We start from the raw sequence: 15696 nt of genomic DNA on the forward strand, positions 1-15696 counted from the left end.
TGAACGGCCACGTGAACGCTGCCGACGCCTACGCCATTTCCAGCCCGCAACAGCAGCTTGCGCAGTTGAAGGATCTCAACGTCTCGATGTATCGCAACGATGTTTCAAGCCAGGCCGATGCGGTGAAGCTCGCGAGCGTCGCGCAGATGATGCTGCCCTCCGGCGTGACCGTCTATCCGGTGCTGCTGCAAGTGGTGAAGGACTTCACCGACGAAGACACCGCCTATCAGAAGTCGTACACGCTGGCGCAGCAGATTGTCGGGGTGCAGAAGTACGCGTACTACGAAGTGACGAACGAACTGGCGCCGCAATGTCTCGTCGGCTGGGTGGACGGCGTGCACAGCACCGACTACGACAACGCGTGCTTCCAGATCGCGCGCGGCATCATTCGCGGGATGATTGCCGGCATCAAGTCGGTGGATCCGGCGGGGAAGATCATCATCGGCGGCAATACCTGGATGCACTATGGCTTCGACCAGATGCTCGCCAGCGGCACGCAGCCGGACGGCACCGGCGGACATCCCGTCGTGACGTGGGACATCACCGCGTGGCACTGGTATTCGGAACAGGGCGACATGCGCCATGCGTGCGGCGGCTCCGGTTGCTATGACGTGATCGGCACGCTCAAGTCGTTCGGCAAGCCGATCTGGATCAACGAAGTCGGCATCCGTCCGGACTTTCCCGGCACGCCGGATCAGGCCGCGACGTTCCTGTCCAGTGACATGCTCGGCACGCTGCTTTCCATCGCGCCGCAATACGATATCGAGTCGTTGCAGATGTACGAGCTTTATGACGACCCGCCGACCGGTCAGGGCCCCTACGGCGTCATGCTGAACGACGGCACGACGCAGAAGCCGGAGTATGCGGCGTTCAAGAACTTCATCGCCGCGCATCCCCTATGAAGCCCGGCAGGCCCGCGGCCTTCGGGCTGCGGGCCAATGCAAGCGCCGGTTGGAGCAGGGCGTCGAACTCCGCGTCGCTCGCGGGGAAGGGCAGACGCGCGTGGAAGAAGTCCGCCCAGCGAAATTCCGCGAGCGGGACATCGGTCTCGTCATAGCCGCCCGCGTCACGCACGAAGGCGGCGAGGCTGCGGAATTCGTCGTTCTGCGCATCGGTCAACCGGTGCGGCATGTCCTCAAACGCGACGCGGCGGCGCGCGGGATCGTAGGGATAAGTCCATGAGCGGTTTTCGAGCGTCAGCCAGAACTCGGCAGATGAAAGGGACGAGAAATCACGGAGCAGCACGAACGGCACGCGCGTTACACCGATGCCCAGCAGCGCGCCCGCGACATGATGATGGTCGATCACATACGGCGCTTCATCAGGACCCAGCACGATGGCGATGGGCTTCTCTGCAATCGCCATCTTCAGGTCGCGCGCATGCAGCGCCCGGTAAGCCTCGGCTTTGTGTCTGATCTGGCGTTCGCCATGCGTCATTTGCGTGGGACGCAGACAGTCGATGTCGAGCGTGTTCATCGCGTGCTCTCCCTTCGATCAAAGGTCCCCGCGCGCCGCCAGCGCCTCGATGCGATCCGCCGTGCGCAGCGCGACGGCCTGAATCGTCAGGGACGGATTCACGCCGCCGACGGTCGGAAACACCGAGCCGTCGCAGATCCACAGGTTTTTTATATCCCAGCTGCGGCAGTCGGCATCGACGACGCTCGTCGCGGGATCATCGCCCATGCGCGCGGTGCCGTTCAGATGACAGGTATCGTCATCCTGTCGCCAGACCTCGCGTGCGCCCGCGGCTTCGAGCGCGGTGCTCATGGTGCCGAGCGCATGCGCGACCATCCGCCTGTCGTTGTCGCAGAGCGAATACGTGACGCGCGCAACCGGCAGGCCGTACTGGTCGCGTTGGTCGGCGAGCGTCACGCGGTTGCGCTCCTGCGGCATCGTTTCGCCGACGATCTTCAGCCCCGCCTGATGGTTGTACTTGCGCATTTCGTCGACCAGCGCCTGGCCCCACAGCCCGCGCCCGTTCTGCACCGAGGCCCATGCCACCGGCAGCGGCCCCTGGCTCATGTAGCAATAGCCGCCGAAGAAGTCCTTACCCTTGTCTTCGTAATTCCAGTGCTCCGTCATCGAGAGCGAAGGCGGGCCCTTGTACCAGCGCACTTCCTCTTCCATCGTGCCCCACGCGGCCTGGTTCAATTGCACCATCAGGTTCTTGCCGACGAGGCCCGAACTGTTGGCAAGGCCGTCGGGATGACGGTCGGTGGCGGACATCAGCAACAGGCGCGGCGTTTCGATCGCATAGCCTGCGACCACGACGTTGCGTGCCCTCTGAAACCGCCAGCGACCCTCGCGAAAATACTCGACGCCCCGGGCGCGGCCATCGTCGCCCATGACGATGCGGCCGACCATCGCAAGATCGCGGATCTCGGCGCCCGCCTGCACGGCGCGCGGTATCCACGTGACGAGCGCGCTCTGCTTCGCGTTGGTTGCGCAGCCCGACACGCAGAAGCCGCGATACACGCACGGATGGGCATCGCCGCGCGGCGCGGAGAGCGTGGCGAGCGGGGTGGGCGTCCAGTCCATGCCGAGCGCCTCACAGCCTCGCGCGAGCACGAGCGCGGCCGCATTCAGTTCGTGCGGTCGATACGGATAGCGCGGCCGCTTCGGCCCCCACGGATACGTCACCGGGCCCGCGATCTTCAGCGCCTGCTCGACCTCCGCGTAATAGCGCCACATTTCCCGCCAGTCGAGCGGCCAGTCCGCGCCATAGCCGAGCAGCGACCGCGCCTTGAACCACTCCGGCCGGAAGCGCAGCGACACCATCGCGAAGTGCACGGTGCTGCCGCCCACCGCGCGGCCGCTGTTGTTGTTGCCGAGGCGAAGCGGATCGTCGCCGTCGCAGATGCGCTCGTCGGTCCAGAAGAGCTTCGACTGATGCGTCTCGTCCGAGGCGAACTCTTCGAGCGGACGCCACCACGCGCCCGCGTCGAAGGCCACCACACTGAAACCTTTCTCGGCGAGACGGCAGGCCAGCGTGCCGCCGCCTGCGCCCGTCCCGACAATCGCGAAGTCCACTTCCTCGCTTTCATCGTATTCGCGCATCGGCAGCCATGCGCCTTGATGGAAGACATCGGGCGCGCGGCCATGCTTGCCGCGCGGGACCTGTTGCGGATCATCGGACACGGCGATTCTCCTTCAGCGCACGCGCTTCCGTGCCGGGCTTCGCTTCGACGGCTTCCCAAGGATCGCGGCGGTCGAACACCATGCGCACATAGCCGCGTGGATTCGCCGGGCCACCGAAGCCGATCTCGCTCCATGCCCGCGGATGCGAGTAGTACGCGCCGCAGATGTCGTGCAGCACGCGCATCGCGAAGAACAGGGCGGGCGGCATGCCGCGCCACGCGTCGCTGTGCAGGGTGCCGTGCTGCATGTCGAGCAGCAGCGCCCGCTGCCAGGCTGCGTCGATGCTCGCGAACGGCAGTTCATGGCGCGCGCGGCTTTCCGCGTCGAGCGCGGCGAGACCGATGCGCCACGCGTCGCGCAGCATCGGCAGACGGGCGTCGCGATAGCCATCGCCGGCGTCCCTGACGAGCTTCGCATCGATCAGCGCGGGCAGCGGCGCGGGTTCGCGTTCATGATCCTGCGGCACGATGCACGCGCACAGCGCTGTCAGCGCGCGCCATTCGACTGCATCGAGGAAGCGCGGCCCCGCCGGCGTTGCGAGCCGTTCGCCGATCACACCGCGCGTGACCTCGTCCCATGACGGCGTTTCACGCTTGTCCGTCACGTCATAACCGGGATAACGGGGCAGGTTCATCGCTCGGTCTCCCGCAAACGCTGCGCGGCAAGGCCCGCGAGCGCGAGCGCGGAAAAGCCCGGCGGCGCGGGCAACGGTGGACCGTTGAACAGGTTCTGGCTCCAGTTGCGCCAGCCGCCCTGATTGCGGGCGATACCGCGCGCATGGAAGCCCACGCCGATAACACCGAGCGCCGCCGTCATGCGCAGCCAGAGCCGGGTGAACCAGCGCGGTCGCGGCGCGGCGAGCGCGGTGTGCAGCAGCAGCGCGGCGGCAAGCGGCGGAATGGTGACGGGTGCATACATGGCGGGGTTCTGGAACGCGCCGCGAAAATGCAGCAACGCAACTTCGCCCACTGTGCCGATCAGTCCCGCACTCGTCAGCAGCGCCAGCGCCTGCCCGGCGGGCAGGCCGAAGAGTCGCGGCTCGTGTTGCGGTTGGTCGCGCAGGCGCTCCGCGACCGCGCCGAGAGCGCCCGACAGCAGCAGCGCCATCGGCGCGCCGATGGGCGCGGCATAGAAGAGGTTATGCCAGCTCCACTGGCCGGGACGCTTCGTGATGTTGTACAGATGGAAGCCGGTGCCCGCGACGCCCGCGAGCGCTGCGCCCAGATACACCGAATCGCGCACCGGATGCCGCTGCGGCTCGTGATCGCGTCCGCCATGCACACCTGCGAGCAACGACAGCGCGGAGACCACGAGCGGCGTGACCATCGCCGGGTTGTCATAGGAGCCGCGGTAATGTTCCATCGCGCTGTCCGCAAGCACGGAGAGCGCGAGCAGCGCTGAACTGCGATTGAAACTGCGCGCCGTGTCGATATGTGTCTGCACAGGCGCCGCGCGCCGGTTCGACCTCATGCCGATGAACGCGGCGCCCGCCGCAGCGAGTCCGGCCGCCACTGCCAGATTGCCTGCCGTGAATTGCTTCATGCCGTGCCCCGTGTGCTTCACACCGCGTACCGGTGTGCATCCGTATATTTGAATTCGAGCCCGCAACCGGGCCGCGACAGGTCCGGCGTGATGGCGCCGTCCAGCGCGCGGGGTGCGCCGTCGAACAACATTTGCTCGATGCGCACGTGGTCGTGGAACCATTCCTGATGCCGCAGACGCGGTGCGGCGCAGGCGACGTGCAGATGCATCGCGGGTGCGCAGTGCGCCGAGAGCGGGAGATGAAACGCATCGCACAGCGTGGCCGCGCGCAGGAAACCGGTGACGCCGCCGCAGCGCGTCACGTCGGCCTGCAGGACATCCACCGCCGCGTTGTCGAGCAGCACGCGGAAGTCGTCCAACGTGTAGCCGTATTCGCCCGCCGCCAGTTCCATGCGCGCGGGCAGCACGCTGCGCAGCGAGGCAAGCCCGGCGATATCGTCCGAAGACACTGGCTCCTCGAACCATTCGACCGCCTGCTCCGCGAAGATCTGCGCGGAATGCAGCGCCTGCTTGCGCGTCAGCGCGCCGTTTGCATCGACGAACAGGCCCACCGGCGCGCCGATGGCCTCACGCGCCACCGCCACGCGATGCGGATCGCGCGCAGGCTCGCTGCCGATCTTGATCTTGACCCAGCGGCACCCGTCCTCATGCACCCAGCGCGTGAGTTGCTCGCGCATCTCGTCGTCGCTATAGGTGGTGAAGCCGCCGCTGCCATATAGCGGCACCCGTGTGCGCACCATGCCGAGCAGACGCGCAAGCGGCATGTCGAGCAGGCGGGCCTTGACGTCCCACAGCGCGCAATCCAGTGCGGAAATCGCGGTTGCTGCGGCGCCCGAGCGACCGATGTTGCGCACGCGCTGTTGCAGGCGCTGCCACAGGGCGTCGATGTGCCATGCGTCCTCGCCCCGCAGCGCAGGCGCGAGCGTGGCTTCGATCATCTTCACGACGCTCGCATCGCTGTAGGTATAGCCGAGGCCCGTCTTGCCCGCCGCCACGATCTCCACGACGATCAACGTCGTCGCGTCCCAGGTGAAGGTGCCGTCGGCTTCGGGCTTGTCGGTGGGAATGGTGTAGGCGCGCGCCCGAATGGTCTCGATCGGCGCCTCACGCTTGGACAGATGCATGGATCACTTGCCCTTATGCCCCGGCAACACGGCGCCGAGCACCTGCTTCGCCGTATCGACGATCACGTTGGCCTGGCTCGGGTCGCCCTTCATCAGTGTGGTCGCGAAAGCCTTCGCCTGCTGCACCGTGATGTGCGGCGGCAGCGGCGGCACATTCGGGTCGGCCTTCACTTCGATCACCACCGGACGGTCCGCGGCCAATGCTTCGTCCCATACGGCGGCCATGCGCTCGGCGTCATCGACGTAGATGCCTTTCAGCCCGATCAACTCCGCGAACTTGTGATAAGGCACCAAAGGAATGTCCTGCGACGCCTCGAACTTCGGATCGCCTTCCATCACGCGCTGTTCCCACGTGACCTGGTTCAGATCCTCGTTGTTGAGCACCATGCAGATCCAGCGCGGATCGCTCCATTGCTTCCAGTACTTCGCCACTGTGATGAGTTCGGCCATGTTGTTCATCTGCATCGCGCCGTCGCCGACGAGCGCGATCACGGGCCGCTCCGGATGCGCGAACTTCGCGGCGATCGCGTAGGGCACGGCCGCGCCCATCGAAGCGAGCCCGCCCGACAGCGAGCACAGCATGCCGCGCTTCACCTTCAGGTCGCGCGCATACCAGTTCGCGACCGAGCCTGAGTCGCTGGTGACGATCGCATTCGCCGGCACGCGCGGCGACAGCTCCCACACGGTGCGCTGCGGATTCACGCCGCTTTTGGCGGGTTCGATGGCGCGCTTCTCCAGCGTCTTCCACCAGTCGGCCAGCCAGCCTTCGATGTCCTCGCGCCAGCCGCGTTCGGTCTTCTGCTGCAACAGCGGAAGCAGGGCGCGCAGCGTCTCGGCGCTGTCGCCGACAAGGTTCACTTCCATCGGATAGCGGATGCTCAGCATGTCCGCCTTGAGGTCGATCTGCACGCCGCGCGCCGCACCTTCCTTCGGCAGGAACTCGGCATACGGAAACCCCGAGCCGATCATGAGCAGCGTGTCGCACTCCATCATCATCTTGTAGCTCGGCTCCGTGCCAAGCAGGCCAATGGAGCCCGTCACGAAGGGCAGATCGTCGGGCAGCGCGGCCTTGCCGAGCAGAGCCTTCGCGACGCCCGCGCCGAGCTTGTCCGCCACGGCGATGACTTCGTCGGTGGCGTCGAGCGCGCCCGCGCCGACGAGGATCGCCACCTTCTTGCCGGCGTTGAGGACGTCGGCTGCTTGCTTCAGATCGTCGTCATAGGGCACGGTCTTCGGCGCGCGATAGCCTACGCCCGAATGCAGCGTACCGTGCTTGCGGCCGGGCGGCTCGTAGTCGAGATCCTGAAGGTCGTTGGGCAGGATGAGCGCGGTCACCTTGCGCTCGGACAGCGCGATGCGCACCGCGCGATCCACCAGATGCCGGATCTGCGAGGGCACGCTCGCCTGTTGCACGAACGCACCGGCGACGTCCTTGAACATCGCGGGGAGATCGACTTCCTGTTGGTAGTGACCGCCGAGCGCGGCGCGCGCCTGTTGCCCGGCGATCGCGAGCACGGGCATGTGATCGAGGCGCGCATCATAGAGACCGGTGATCAGATGCGCCGCGCCCGGTCCTGAAGTAGCGATGCACACGCCGAGTTCGCCGGTGAACTTCGCATGCGCCGATGCCATGAAGGCGGCCATTTCCTCATGGCGCGCCTGGATGAATTCGATCTTGCCCTTCGAGCGATTGAGGGCGCCGAACACGCCGTTGATGCCATCGCCAGGGTAGCCGAAAATGCGGCGCACGCCCCAGGCATGCAGGCGGTCGATCAGAAAATCACCGACGGTGGTCGTCATGGGAAGCTCTCCGGAAGGTCATGAAGCAAGCGCGGCGTATTGAACGCGCAGACAAGCCGTGCAGCGCAAACGGCATGCCGACGGAGCGTTTGTCGGCGGCTTGTTCGACGATGGAAAGAGGTTGGAAAGCTGGCGATGCGCGCATGCCGCGTGCATACGGGATCGACGATTGCTGGACGCTGGTCAGATCCACGGCGCGACCAGGCGTCCCTCGTCCAGCGCGTTTGCCAACAATGACTCGAGGACAGGCCATATGGCGCTCATGCCATTGACATTGCACTGGACCGACGTGTGCATGCGCGTGTCGCTCGCAGTGCTGGCCGGCATTCTGATCGGCTTCAATCGCGGCGAGTCGGGCAAGGTGGCCGGCTTGCGCACCACGCTGCTCGTGTGCCTCGCCGCCTGTCTCGCCATGCTTCAGGTCAACGCGCTGCTGCTTCAGGCGGGCAAGACGCCGGAATCGTTCGCCACGCTCGACCTGATGCGCTTGCCGCTCGGGATTCTGTCCGGCGTCGGCTTCATTGGCGCGGGTGCGATCCTGCGCAAGGACGGCCTCGTCAAGGGCGTGACGACCGCGGCGACGCTCTGGTTCGTGACGGTGATTGGTCTGCTGTTCGGCGGCGGTCAACTGGCGCTCGGCGTGACCGGACTCGTGCTTGGCATCGTCGTGCTGTGGTTTCTCAAGGCGCTCGAAGTACGCATACCGCGAGAGAATCAAGCCGACCTGCACATCACCTATCAACGCGGACGCTTCTCGCGTGAAGCGCTTGCTGAAGCATTGAGGATGTCGGGTTGCACGCTGTCCAGCGTGGCTGGATCAGTGAAGGCGGCGGATGGGCTGATCGAGGAGAAGTTCAACGTACGCTGGCATGGACGCCCCGACGAACCTGTTCTTCCCGCCTTCAATGAAGCTGCACTAGCGGCCGGGGCTTCGGAATCCGAATGGAATCTTGTGAGATGAAATGAAGGCGCGTGCCGCCGAAGAGAACGGAACGCTAGCTTATCGAACAATTGGAAGCTGCTTCGCTATGGCGTATAACAAAGTAGTTTTGATTCGAATCGTCGGGAGTCGAAATGCTGATCCGCTGCGCTGCGTGCAACAAGCTCATCTATTCCGACGATGCATTGAACGATGGCATCTGTCCGGCCTGCGGGTCAACGGAAACTGAATACATCGCAATGGGGATCGTGTTCGAACAGGCTGCGGCTCCGCATGCGCCGGCAGTCGAAGCCGCCGAAGGAACGGCCCGTTCCACCGCCGCCTCCCGACCTCGAACCTGAATGACGTGACGCCTTGCGGCATACCGTGTTGAAGGCGCGTAATGTCCCTCTCGTTGCGCGCATCCTTGCCCGCCCATGGTGGCGGGCTTTTTAATGTGCGGGCGTCGCTGCGGGGCATGGCCATCGCTGCGATGAGGAACGATCAACGTTTGCGTGAGGACAGCATGAACAAGGATCAGCGGGAGGGCATCAAGGAACAGGTCAAGGGCTGGGTCGATACCGCCGTCGGCACGATCACGGGCAACGAGGACCGCAAGGTGAAGGGCGATGTGGAGATCACGAGCGGCGCGAATCGCAAGGATTGCGGCGATCAGAAGAAGAACATCGAGAAGGGCGTCGAAGATCCGGGCGAACCGACCAATCAATGACCTGCCGCGTGCAGACAACGAAGTTAAAGAAGGTCGGCATGTGTCCGCACACCGCGCGGACACATGCAAGAAGGCTTACTGCGAGAGCATGACCTGGGCGATCACGCCCGATGCAACCGCGACCAGCAGATAGTCCGCGCCGACGCCCACCCACTGATACCCGCGCGGCGGCTGACGCAGCCCATGTTCGTGCCAGTTGTCGACCACGTACTCATGGTCGCGATACTCTGACGAAAGACGCTGGCCCTTGCGCCATTCCGAATGCGGCGGCGGCTGATTGGCGTGCTCGGCGGGACCGCCGGGCTGATGACCGTTCATGCCGGGACCATGATCCTGGCCGCCTTGCGGACCGCGGGCCTGATGCGCACCGGGGCCACCGGGAGCACCGGGACCACCCGGGCCGCCATGCATGTCGTGATGTTGATCCGGACCGCCGGGCGCGGGTTGCGCGAAGGCCGCGCCGGTCGTGAGTCCGAGGCTCGCGCATACGAGCGCGGCAACGATTCGAGCTTTTTTCATGTGGTTTTCCTCTCCGTGTTTGCAAACTGCCGATTCGCTCAAGGCGGTTTGTTTCGCCTGTCCAGCACATTCCGCGCCTTGCGAATCGATGCCCGCGACTTTACGCAAAGACTCACTACAATGACGTGAGTTTGTGTAAGCAACGCTTACCTTTGATTACGCGGCGTCATCAAGCCGGCATGCGGGGAACACGCCTTGCTAGGCGATCGGCACGCACAAGGGGAGCGCACACGCCGCATGACATCGACATCGAACGATGCCCGCAGGCATCACGCCGGAGAGCAGGCCGCCACGCGCCCTGACCGTGACTCGTCGCCTCGGTCGTTGAAGGTCCTCGTGCCCGGCGCGCTCGGCGTAGTGTTCGGCGATATCGGCACGAGCCCGATCTACGCATTGCGGCAGGCCGTGAGCGAAGCGGGCACGCCGGACTCGCGCGTGGTGCTGGGCATCCTCTCGATGATCGTATGGGCCGTCGTGATCGTCGTGATGGGCAAGTATGTCTGTTACGTGATGCGCGCCGACAATGAAGGCGAGGGCGGCATCGTTGCGTTGACGGCGCTCGTGCGCTCCGGCTACGAGCGAGAGGGCCGCCACGTGCCGCGCCTGTTGTTGACAGCCGGCCTGTTCGGCGCCGCGATGTTCTACGGCGATTCGATGATCACACCCGCCGTGTCGGTCCTGTCCGCCGTGGAAGGCTTGCGTCAGGTCAGTGAAACCTTCGAGCCGTTCGTCGTGCCGCTCGCCCTGCTCATTCTGGTCGCGCTGTTCGCGTTCCAGCATCGCGGCACTGCCGCTGTGGGGAAATGGTTTGCACCGGTGATGTCGGTGTGGTTCGTCTATCTTGCGGCGGTCGGCGTGTATCGCATCGCGCAGCATCCCGACGTGCTGCGCGCGCTGTCGCCGACGTTTGCGTGGAACCTCGTGCACATGCGTCCGCTGCTTGCGTTCACCTTGCTCGGCGCGGTGATCCTCGCGTTGACGGGCGCCGAGGCGCTGTATGCAGACATCGGCCACTTCGGCAAGCGCGCGATCCGGCGCGCGTGGCTGTTCGTCGTGTTTCCGGCGATCATCGTCGGCTACTTCGGGCAGGCCGCCGCGATCCTGTATCAGCCCGGCGCGGCCAGTCAGCCGTTCTTCTTCGCCGCGCCCTCGTGGGCGCTCATTCCGACCGTGTTGATCGCGATGCTCGCCACGGTGATCGCTTCGCAGGCCGTCATCTCCGGCGCCTTCTCGATGACGAGCCAGGCCATCGAACTCGGCTTCCTGCCGCGTTTGCGCGTGGTGGAAACCTCATCGTCGCAACATGGGCAGGTCTACGTGCCCGCCGTCAACGCGGTGCTGTTCGCCGCCGTGCTGTTTCTCGTGCTGGGGTTCCGCAGTTCGGCGCGGCTTACGTCGGCTTACGGCATCGCGGTCGGTCTCACGATGTTCGTCACCTCCATGCAGATGGTGAGCCTCTCGCGCAAGCTGTGGCGCTGGCCGTGGATGGCCATCGTTACGATCAGCGCGCCGTTGCTCGCAATCGATGCGCTGCTTGTCGCGGCGAACGTCCATAAGCTCCCGGACGGCGGCTGGTTTCCGGTGGCGGTGGGCGTCGTGCTGTTCGTCGCGATGGCCACCTGGCATCGCGGGCGCGCGCTCGAAGTGCTGCATGCTTCACACGCCCAACCCCTCGCGGACTTCCTGCACCACGCATGCCGCGACCCCGAACCGCCCGCGCGTGTGCCCGGCACGGCGGTCTATCCGGGCAGCATGCCCGGCTCGACGCCCGCCGCGTTGGCGAGCAACCTGCGCCACAACCGTGTGTTGCACCGGACGGTGATCGTGTTCGCGAACCGCTCGGAATCCGCGCCGCGTATCGATGAAAAGACGCGCATCGAAGTGCGCGATCTCGGCACGGGTTGTTACGAAATCATCTCGCGGCACGGTTTCACCGAACGGCCCAATCTGCCGCGCCTGCTCGCCTCGCTCGAAGGACAACTCGGCGACTGGCGCTTCGATCCGAAGCACACCACGTACTTCCTGCCCCGCGACGAAGCCGTGCCCGGTTGCTCGCACGGTCAGATGGCGCGCTGGCGTGAGCGGCTGTTCGGCGCGATGTCGGCGCATTCCGCATCGAGCGCGGAGTACTACGGCCTCAAGAGCGAGGATGTCGTCGAGCTTGGCGTGCAGGTTGCGCTGTGACGAGACTGCCCGTGCATGAGGTGAAACCGACGGTTCCGCTGCTCGCGCTGAGCTTCTTCGCGGCGGACGTGCAAGCGGGCGTCGGACCGTTTCTCGGCATCTTTCTTCAGGCGCACGGCTGGACGCCTGACCGGATCGGTTCGGTGCTGACGATTGGCGGCATTGTCGGCATGCTGGTCACGGCGCCGGCGGGCGCGCTCGTCGATGCCAGCACGTACCGGCGCATGATCGTCGCGTTCGCGAGCGGTCTCAGCATCGTCGCGGCGCTCATCATCTGGATGTGGCAGGGCTTCTGGCCCGTCACGCTCTCGCAGATCGCAACGGCAATCAGTGGAGCGGCCATGGGCCCGGCGCTGGTAGGGCTCACGCTCGGCATGGTGGGACGGCAGAACTTCGATCGCCAGTTCGGCCGCAATCAGGTCGCGAATCATGCGGGCAACATCGCGGCGGCGCTGCTCTCGGGCTGGCTCGGCGCGACGCTGGGCATGCCGTGGATCTTCGGGATGAGCGCGGGTTTTGGCGTGGCGTGCATCGTCACCGCGTTCTGGATTCCGGGGCGCTCGGTGCACCCGCATTTCGCGCGCGGCCTCGCCCGCCACGATGACGACGACGCCTCCGACATTCGCGCGAAAGGCTTTTCCGTGCTGTGGCGCAATCGGCCGCTGCTGGTGCTGGCCGTCGCGCTCGCGTTCTTCAATCTCGGCAATTCGGCGATGCTGCCGCTCTACAGTCTCGCGGCGGCCTCGGCGCACGTGGCGGACCCGAGTCAGGTGACGGCAGCGAACATCGTGATCTCGCAGGTAGTGATGCTTGTGGCGGCCGCGTATGCAAGCCGCCTGACGCGCCGCTGGGGCTTCTGGTGGATCTTGTTTGTCACGCTCGCGACGCTGCCGTTGCGCGCGCTGACGGCGGCGTGGACGCCCCCGTTGTGGGGCCTCTTGCCGGTACAGGTCTTCGATGGAATCGGCGCGGGTCTGCAAAGCGTCGCCGTGCCGTCGCTGATCGTGCATCTGTTGCATGGCACGGGACGCGTGAATCTCGGGCAGGGCGCGGTGCAAGGGGTGCAGGCGGGCGGCGCGTGCCTGAGTCCGCTGCTCGGCGGCTGGCTCGCGCATCAGTACGGCTATCCGGTGGCGTTTCTCGTGCTCGGCAGTTTCTCGCTGGCGGCGTTCGCGATATGGATAGGCTTCGCCCGGGACGTGCGCGACGCCTGCGACACGCGGCGCGATGAATTGGTCAAGCTGAACGACATCGACTCGTCGACCCTACTGCCGTGAGGCGGCATGACGAATGCGCTTATCGCCGGACTGGATAGGTCATCTAGGTGAGGATGGACCGAATGAACACCCTGAACCAAAGCGCGCGACTGATGCACCTTCCGACGCCCGACAGCGACCCCGATCCGGTGCCGCCGCCGGATCACGCACCCGATACGCCGCAGCCGATCGGCGGTCCGCCGAACAGCCAACCGCCGGAGCGTCTGGACTAACGCCTCGCTACGCCGCCGGCAGCATGTCCGCTTTCGCGTTGGCGTGCTCCCGGGCCGCATGCAGCGCGGCTTCGGCGGTTTCAACGGGACGGTTACGCATCTCGGTGTAACCGTCGGCGTCGATGGTGTAGGACCAGGTGCATTGCCCGGTCGGATCACGATCGATGTCGATGTTCACGGTGTGGCCGTTGCGCATATAGCTTTCGGTGGACATGATGCGTTCCCTCGATCAGTGCGGTTGAGTGTGCTGTCAGGACATCCCTGCGCCGCCCCGCCGTTTGATCCCGAGTAGGGCGGCGGCGGGCACATGCACGATGCCGAAGCCCAGCACGAAGACCAGCCAGCGCGGCACCGGCAAATCCAGCGTGGACGCGCCCATGGCGCCGAACGCGATTCCCACGACGATCAGCACCAGATGCGCGATCCGGCGTTTGCCGGCGCCGTGGGTGAAGTGCGGGATTTCGTAGTGCGCATAGCACACGACGGCGCCCATCAGCGCGGCGGCGAGCAAGGCTTGCCACGCGATCATTGTTCAGGTTCGTACACGGTTCAGCGCGTTGAATCGGGCGGGACGCGATTCTTTTCCTGCGACGATGGCAACGTGTTTTCCGAATCCTCATGGCCACGTTTTTCGCGTGCATCGAGATCGCGTTGCTGCGTGGGCGCGCCCGTAGGTTCGTCCATCTCTTCCGCGTTCACATGTTCGGGTCTGGATGAGTTCTGCATGGCGCCCTCCTGAGTTGGCGGCAATGAGAGCATTCGAGCAATTCCCAGACCCGCGCCGTGCAGTGCGGTCTGTTAATCCATATGAAAGCAACGTAATTGATTTTAATCCAGGCTTTCGATTACTCCACGAATGTCAATTTGCTTCACTGGCATTGCTGTAAGTGAAACTCGTATTTAGAATTTTTAGCAGCTGGTGAGAGAGAAATTGAGCGCCTGGTTGATCCGTGGCGTTTGATCGTTCAATTCAAGGCCGGGATATGAAAAATGATCCGTGCTCGGCCGGCACGAGGCTTCTTATCGGAAGTTCAATGCGGAAAATCAACGAGAGCGAAAAATACAATGTCGGTTTGCACCCCCAATGCAATTGAAATATCCTTGGCGATGCCTGAATCTCGAGGTGTCGAGCTGGCAGAATGGCAGGACTGGCGCTGGCAGCAAAGGAACGCCATTCACGACGAAGCCTCATTGCGCAAGGCATGCGGCGGCTTTTCGGAACAGTTGAGTCAGCGTATTCAACATAATCTCAGGGGCCGCAAACTCCAGATTACGCCGTATTATCTCCGCCTGATTCTCGAAGGCAAGAAAAACGCAAACATCGTCGATAACCCGTTATGGCGTCAGGTCGTCCCGTTCTGGGAAACAGAGGCAACAGGCGGATATGACGGCGAGTCGGAGAACTGGGAGTTGGCGCATGAGATGAAAACGCCGATCTGTCAGCACAAATACGACAATCGCGTCATTCTGCGCATGGTCAACACTTGCAATGCGTATTGCCAGTTCTGTTTCGAGGCGTTGAGAACGCTGGAAGTCAACAGCGACAAAAGCAAGGCGAGCCGCGACACCTTCAGCGACAGCGTCGCATACGTGGAGCGCACTCCGGGGGTCGAGGAAGTCATTCTGAGCGGCGGCGATCCGCTGATGCTGTCGGATGCCAAGCTCGACGAGCATCTCGCCGCGCTCCGCAGCATGAGCCGTGACATCCTGATCCGCATCCATTCCCGCTCGCTCACGTTCAATCCCTACCGGATTACGGACGAACTGATCGACATACTGAAACGCCATCGGGTCAATTCCTTCGGCGTGCATGTCTGCCATCCGGATGAACTCAGCCCGGCGTTCATGCACGCGGTGAAGCGTATCCAGTCGGCCGTCCCCATCGTCTTTTCCAACATGCCGTTCCTGCGCGGCGTGAACGACAACGAAGAGACGTTGCATCGCCTGTTCATCGAGCTGTATCGCTGCGGCGTCAAACCGTATTACCTGTATCACTTCATGCCGTTCTCGCCCGGCGCGTCGGTCTACAAGGCCTCCATCCGCGATGCCATCCGCATCATGAAGCGCCTGAAGCGGCGTGTCTCCAACATCGCGATGCCCGAGTACGTGCTGCCGCATGCCAAAGGCAAGTTCACGGTGCCCTTGTTCGATAGCGCGAACGACATTCCGCAGTTCGTCGAGGCAGACGGCCAGCGTATTTACCGGTTCGTGAACTGGCAGGGCGAAACATGCGACTGGATCGACAATTAAA

18 protein-coding genes are annotated in these 15696 nt (G+C 64.4%); 8 read left to right on the forward strand and 10 right to left on the reverse strand.

Annotated elements, in window-relative coordinates; genetic code table 11:
- Positions 1–11: 11 nt before the first annotated feature.
- Complete coding sequence (locus QCE63_RS14725; RefSeq protein ID WP_309833984.1) at positions 12–902, forward strand: lipopolysaccharide biosynthesis protein; 891 nt, start codon at positions 12–14, stop codon at positions 900–902.
- On the opposite strand, the gene QCE63_RS14730 is transcribed toward QCE63_RS14725, so the two are convergent.
- The 6 genes from QCE63_RS14730 to QCE63_RS14755 are packed head-to-tail and all read right to left on the reverse strand — an operon-like array spanning position 880 to position 7604.
- Positions 880–1476 carry a ParB/Srx family N-terminal domain-containing protein gene (locus QCE63_RS14730; protein ID WP_309833986.1) on the reverse strand — a complete coding sequence of 199 codons (597 nt, stop codon included), beginning with the start codon at positions 1474–1476 and terminating at the stop codon, positions 880–882. The two genes, QCE63_RS14725 and QCE63_RS14730, sit on opposite strands and share 23 nt — an antisense overlap.
- 18 nt (positions 1477–1494) lie before the next feature.
- Positions 1495–3138: a GMC family oxidoreductase gene (locus tag QCE63_RS14735; protein WP_309833988.1), complete on the reverse strand. Its 1644-nt coding sequence runs from the start codon at positions 3136–3138 to the stop codon at positions 1495–1497.
- Positions 3128–3772: a gluconate 2-dehydrogenase subunit 3 family protein gene (locus QCE63_RS14740; RefSeq protein ID WP_309833990.1), complete on the reverse strand. Its 645-nt coding sequence runs from the start codon at positions 3770–3772 to the stop codon at positions 3128–3130. The genes QCE63_RS14735 and QCE63_RS14740 overlap by 11 nt, the downstream gene beginning before the upstream one ends.
- Positions 3769–4680, reverse strand: a complete 912-nt coding sequence (locus tag QCE63_RS14745; RefSeq protein WP_309833991.1) for a hypothetical protein — start codon at positions 4678–4680, stop codon at positions 3769–3771. Before QCE63_RS14745 ends, QCE63_RS14740 begins: the two co-directional genes overlap by 4 nt.
- Positions 4681–4697: 17 nt before the next feature.
- Positions 4698–5804: an enolase C-terminal domain-like protein gene (locus QCE63_RS14750; RefSeq protein ID WP_309833992.1), complete on the reverse strand. Its 1107-nt coding sequence runs from the start codon at positions 5802–5804 to the stop codon at positions 4698–4700.
- A 3-nt stretch (positions 5805–5807) separates the two neighbouring features.
- A complete protein-coding gene (locus QCE63_RS14755; RefSeq protein WP_309833993.1) occupies positions 5808–7604 on the reverse strand; it encodes a thiamine pyrophosphate-requiring protein in 1797 nt (598 codons plus the stop codon).
- 262 nt (positions 7605–7866) lie between these two features.
- On the opposite strand from QCE63_RS14755, the gene QCE63_RS14760 reads away from it, so the two are divergent.
- The 3 genes from QCE63_RS14760 to QCE63_RS14770 all read left to right on the forward strand — a co-directional run bounded on the left by QCE63_RS14760 (position 7867) and on the right by QCE63_RS14770 (position 9253).
- The gene (locus QCE63_RS14760; RefSeq protein WP_404990125.1) at positions 7867–8565 is read left to right on the forward strand and encodes an MgtC/SapB family protein; all 699 of its coding nucleotides are present in this window, start codon (positions 7867–7869) and stop codon (positions 8563–8565) included.
- A 113-nt stretch (positions 8566–8678) separates the two neighbouring features.
- Positions 8679–8885 (forward strand): hypothetical protein, encoded by a 207-nt coding sequence (locus QCE63_RS14765; RefSeq protein ID WP_309833995.1) that lies wholly within the window; start codon positions 8679–8681, stop codon positions 8883–8885.
- Between the two features lie 164 nt (positions 8886–9049).
- Positions 9050–9253 (forward strand): CsbD family protein, encoded by a 204-nt coding sequence (locus QCE63_RS14770; protein WP_309833996.1) that lies wholly within the window; start codon positions 9050–9052, stop codon positions 9251–9253.
- Positions 9254–9328: 75 nt separating this feature from the next.
- Here the strand turns inward: QCE63_RS14770 and QCE63_RS14775 are convergent, their stop codons facing one another.
- A complete protein-coding gene (locus tag QCE63_RS14775; RefSeq protein WP_309833998.1) occupies positions 9329–9772 on the reverse strand; it encodes an RcnB family protein in 444 nt (147 codons plus the stop codon).
- A 237-nt stretch (positions 9773–10009) separates the two neighbouring features.
- Between QCE63_RS14775 and QCE63_RS14780 the strand changes: the two genes are divergently transcribed.
- The 3 genes from QCE63_RS14780 (at position 10010) to QCE63_RS14790 (ending at position 13445) form a co-directional block, all read left to right on the forward strand.
- Positions 10010–11956, forward strand: a complete 1947-nt coding sequence (locus QCE63_RS14780; RefSeq protein ID WP_309833999.1) for a KUP/HAK/KT family potassium transporter — start codon at positions 10010–10012, stop codon at positions 11954–11956.
- 20 nt (positions 11957–11976) lie between these two features.
- On the forward strand, positions 11977–13233 hold the full coding sequence (locus QCE63_RS14785) for an MFS transporter (RefSeq protein WP_309835460.1): 1257 nt from the start codon (positions 11977–11979) through the stop codon (positions 13231–13233).
- Positions 13234–13295: 62 nt separating this feature from the next.
- Positions 13296–13445 (forward strand): hypothetical protein, encoded by a 150-nt coding sequence (locus QCE63_RS14790; protein WP_309834000.1) that lies wholly within the window; start codon positions 13296–13298, stop codon positions 13443–13445.
- Positions 13446–13452: 7 nt separating this feature from the next.
- Here QCE63_RS14790 and QCE63_RS14795 read toward each other — a convergent pair whose 3' ends face one another.
- From QCE63_RS14795 to QCE63_RS14805, 3 genes are read right to left on the reverse strand one after another with little or no spacing between them, the layout of a single operon-like run.
- Positions 13453–13659 (reverse strand): hypothetical protein, encoded by a 207-nt coding sequence (locus tag QCE63_RS14795; protein ID WP_309834001.1) that lies wholly within the window; start codon positions 13657–13659, stop codon positions 13453–13455.
- A gap of 36 nt (positions 13660–13695) precedes the next feature.
- Positions 13696–13974, reverse strand: a complete 279-nt coding sequence (locus tag QCE63_RS14800; RefSeq protein ID WP_309834002.1) for a hypothetical protein — start codon at positions 13972–13974, stop codon at positions 13696–13698.
- 20 nt (positions 13975–13994) lie between these two features.
- On the reverse strand, positions 13995–14171 hold the full coding sequence (locus QCE63_RS14805) for a hypothetical protein (RefSeq protein ID WP_309834003.1): 177 nt from the start codon (positions 14169–14171) through the stop codon (positions 13995–13997).
- 339 nt (positions 14172–14510) lie between these two features.
- Between QCE63_RS14805 and QCE63_RS14810 the strand changes: the two genes are divergently transcribed.
- Positions 14511–15695 (forward strand): radical SAM protein, encoded by a 1185-nt coding sequence (locus QCE63_RS14810; protein WP_309834004.1) that lies wholly within the window; start codon positions 14511–14513, stop codon positions 15693–15695.
- Position 15696 lies beyond the last annotated feature (1 nt).

The organism is Caballeronia sp. LZ065, from assembly GCF_031450975.1.
In the GTDB taxonomy this organism is placed as follows: domain Bacteria; phylum Pseudomonadota; class Gammaproteobacteria; order Burkholderiales; family Burkholderiaceae; genus Caballeronia.

Excerpts from the sequence above, each read along its gene's own strand:
- QCE63_RS14730 (WP_309833986.1), bottom strand. The coding sequence starts at position 1,476 with ATGAACACGCTCGACATCGACTGTCTGCGTCCCACGCAAATGACGCAT.
- QCE63_RS14740 (WP_309833990.1), bottom strand. The coding sequence starts at position 3,772 with ATGAACCTGCCCCGTTATCCCGGTTATGACGTGACGGACAAGCGTGAA.
- QCE63_RS14745 (WP_309833991.1), bottom strand. The coding sequence starts at position 4,680 with ATGAAGCAATTCACGGCAGGCAATCTGGCAGTGGCGGCCGGACTCGCT.
- QCE63_RS14750 (WP_309833992.1), bottom strand. The coding sequence starts at position 5,804 with ATGCATCTGTCCAAGCGTGAGGCGCCGATCGAGACCATTCGGGCGCGC.
- QCE63_RS14755 (WP_309833993.1), bottom strand. The coding sequence starts at position 7,604 with ATGACGACCACCGTCGGTGATTTTCTGATCGACCGCCTGCATGCCTGG.
- QCE63_RS14760 (WP_404990125.1), top strand. The coding sequence starts at position 7,867 with ATGCCATTGACATTGCACTGGACCGACGTGTGCATGCGCGTGTCGCTC.
- QCE63_RS14765 (WP_309833995.1), top strand. The coding sequence starts at position 8,679 with ATGCTGATCCGCTGCGCTGCGTGCAACAAGCTCATCTATTCCGACGAT.
- QCE63_RS14770 (WP_309833996.1), top strand. The coding sequence starts at position 9,050 with ATGAACAAGGATCAGCGGGAGGGCATCAAGGAACAGGTCAAGGGCTGG.
- QCE63_RS14775 (WP_309833998.1), bottom strand. The coding sequence starts at position 9,772 with ATGAAAAAAGCTCGAATCGTTGCCGCGCTCGTATGCGCGAGCCTCGGA.
- QCE63_RS14780 (WP_309833999.1), top strand. The coding sequence starts at position 10,010 with ATGACATCGACATCGAACGATGCCCGCAGGCATCACGCCGGAGAGCAG.
- QCE63_RS14790 (WP_309834000.1), top strand. The coding sequence starts at position 13,296 with ATGAACACCCTGAACCAAAGCGCGCGACTGATGCACCTTCCGACGCCC.
- QCE63_RS14795 (WP_309834001.1), bottom strand. The coding sequence starts at position 13,659 with ATGTCCACCGAAAGCTATATGCGCAACGGCCACACCGTGAACATCGAC.
- QCE63_RS14800 (WP_309834002.1), bottom strand. The coding sequence starts at position 13,974 with ATGATCGCGTGGCAAGCCTTGCTCGCCGCCGCGCTGATGGGCGCCGTC.
- QCE63_RS14805 (WP_309834003.1), bottom strand. The coding sequence starts at position 14,171 with ATGCAGAACTCATCCAGACCCGAACATGTGAACGCGGAAGAGATGGAC.
- QCE63_RS14810 (WP_309834004.1), top strand. The coding sequence starts at position 14,511 with ATGTCGGTTTGCACCCCCAATGCAATTGAAATATCCTTGGCGATGCCT.